This is a genomic window from Sedimenticola sp. (assembly GCF_050289425.1).
Lineage (GTDB): Bacteria > Pseudomonadota > Gammaproteobacteria > Chromatiales > Chromatiaceae > Sedimenticola.
The window spans coordinates 1-768 of record NZ_JBNKFS010000057.1; the positions used below are offsets into that span (position 1 = coordinate 1).

Annotated in this window: 1 protein-coding gene; it reads left to right on the plus strand. The window is 68.0% G+C overall.

Features of this window, described 5'->3' with window-relative positions:
- Positions 1-125: 125 nt before the first annotated feature.
- Positions 126-768 (plus strand): hypothetical protein (locus ACQY5R_RS18200; protein WP_428610707.1); only part of this gene is annotated, 643 nt, incomplete at its 3' end.

Genomic DNA, 768 nt, shown 5'->3' on the forward strand with positions numbered 1-768 from the left:
CAGCGAGCCAGCGCCCGCCGCTCATCGGCGGCTACTACTTCGCGCGCCGGACGCAGGGCCCCTCCCGGTACATTGCTCCTGTCTCCCCAGGCAGGTGGGAGCGCTGGAGAGAAGACTGGGCTCTAATGCAGGCGGATGCCCATGACCGGCTCGTGATTCCCGCCGCCGCGCCGACTCTTGACCGCGCCGAGTGGGGGAAAGATCCCGACCTGGAGTCGGGATTTGACCCCGTGCTGGATCGGATCCAGTACCTGGCGGAGAGTGGCCTGACCTCCCTGATGGTCTTACATGACTTCCTGTCATGGTGCCTCGCGCCCCTACAGGATCGGGCCACGCGCCCCGCATGGATGTACACCGGGGTGATCGACATCATGCGGCTGGAACGCGGGCCAGGGTCAAGTCTGGACGGCGAGCTGCTGACCGCGTGCCTGAAGGCGCTGACCACCGATCAGTTCTCGGCTGAGCTCGCGACGCCACCAGCATCCTGCGGGGCCATCTGTATGGACCAGGCAGCAAGGACGGCACTGCTGGCGGCGATGCCAACGCTAGACGACGTTGACATCGCCGTGGTGCAGAGGGGCGACCTCTCGCGTGGCGTGACGATCCCTGGGGCCACCACCACTTGCGGCCGGGGCGGCACCACCGGCGGCGGCCGAGGCGGCAGGGGCCCCGGAGGCTCAGGCAGCCCTAGCTCCGCTCCAGCCCTCGGCAAGGGCAAGGGAGTATCCACGCGGGTCGTTCACGACGACGATGAGGTATCGTCCGACG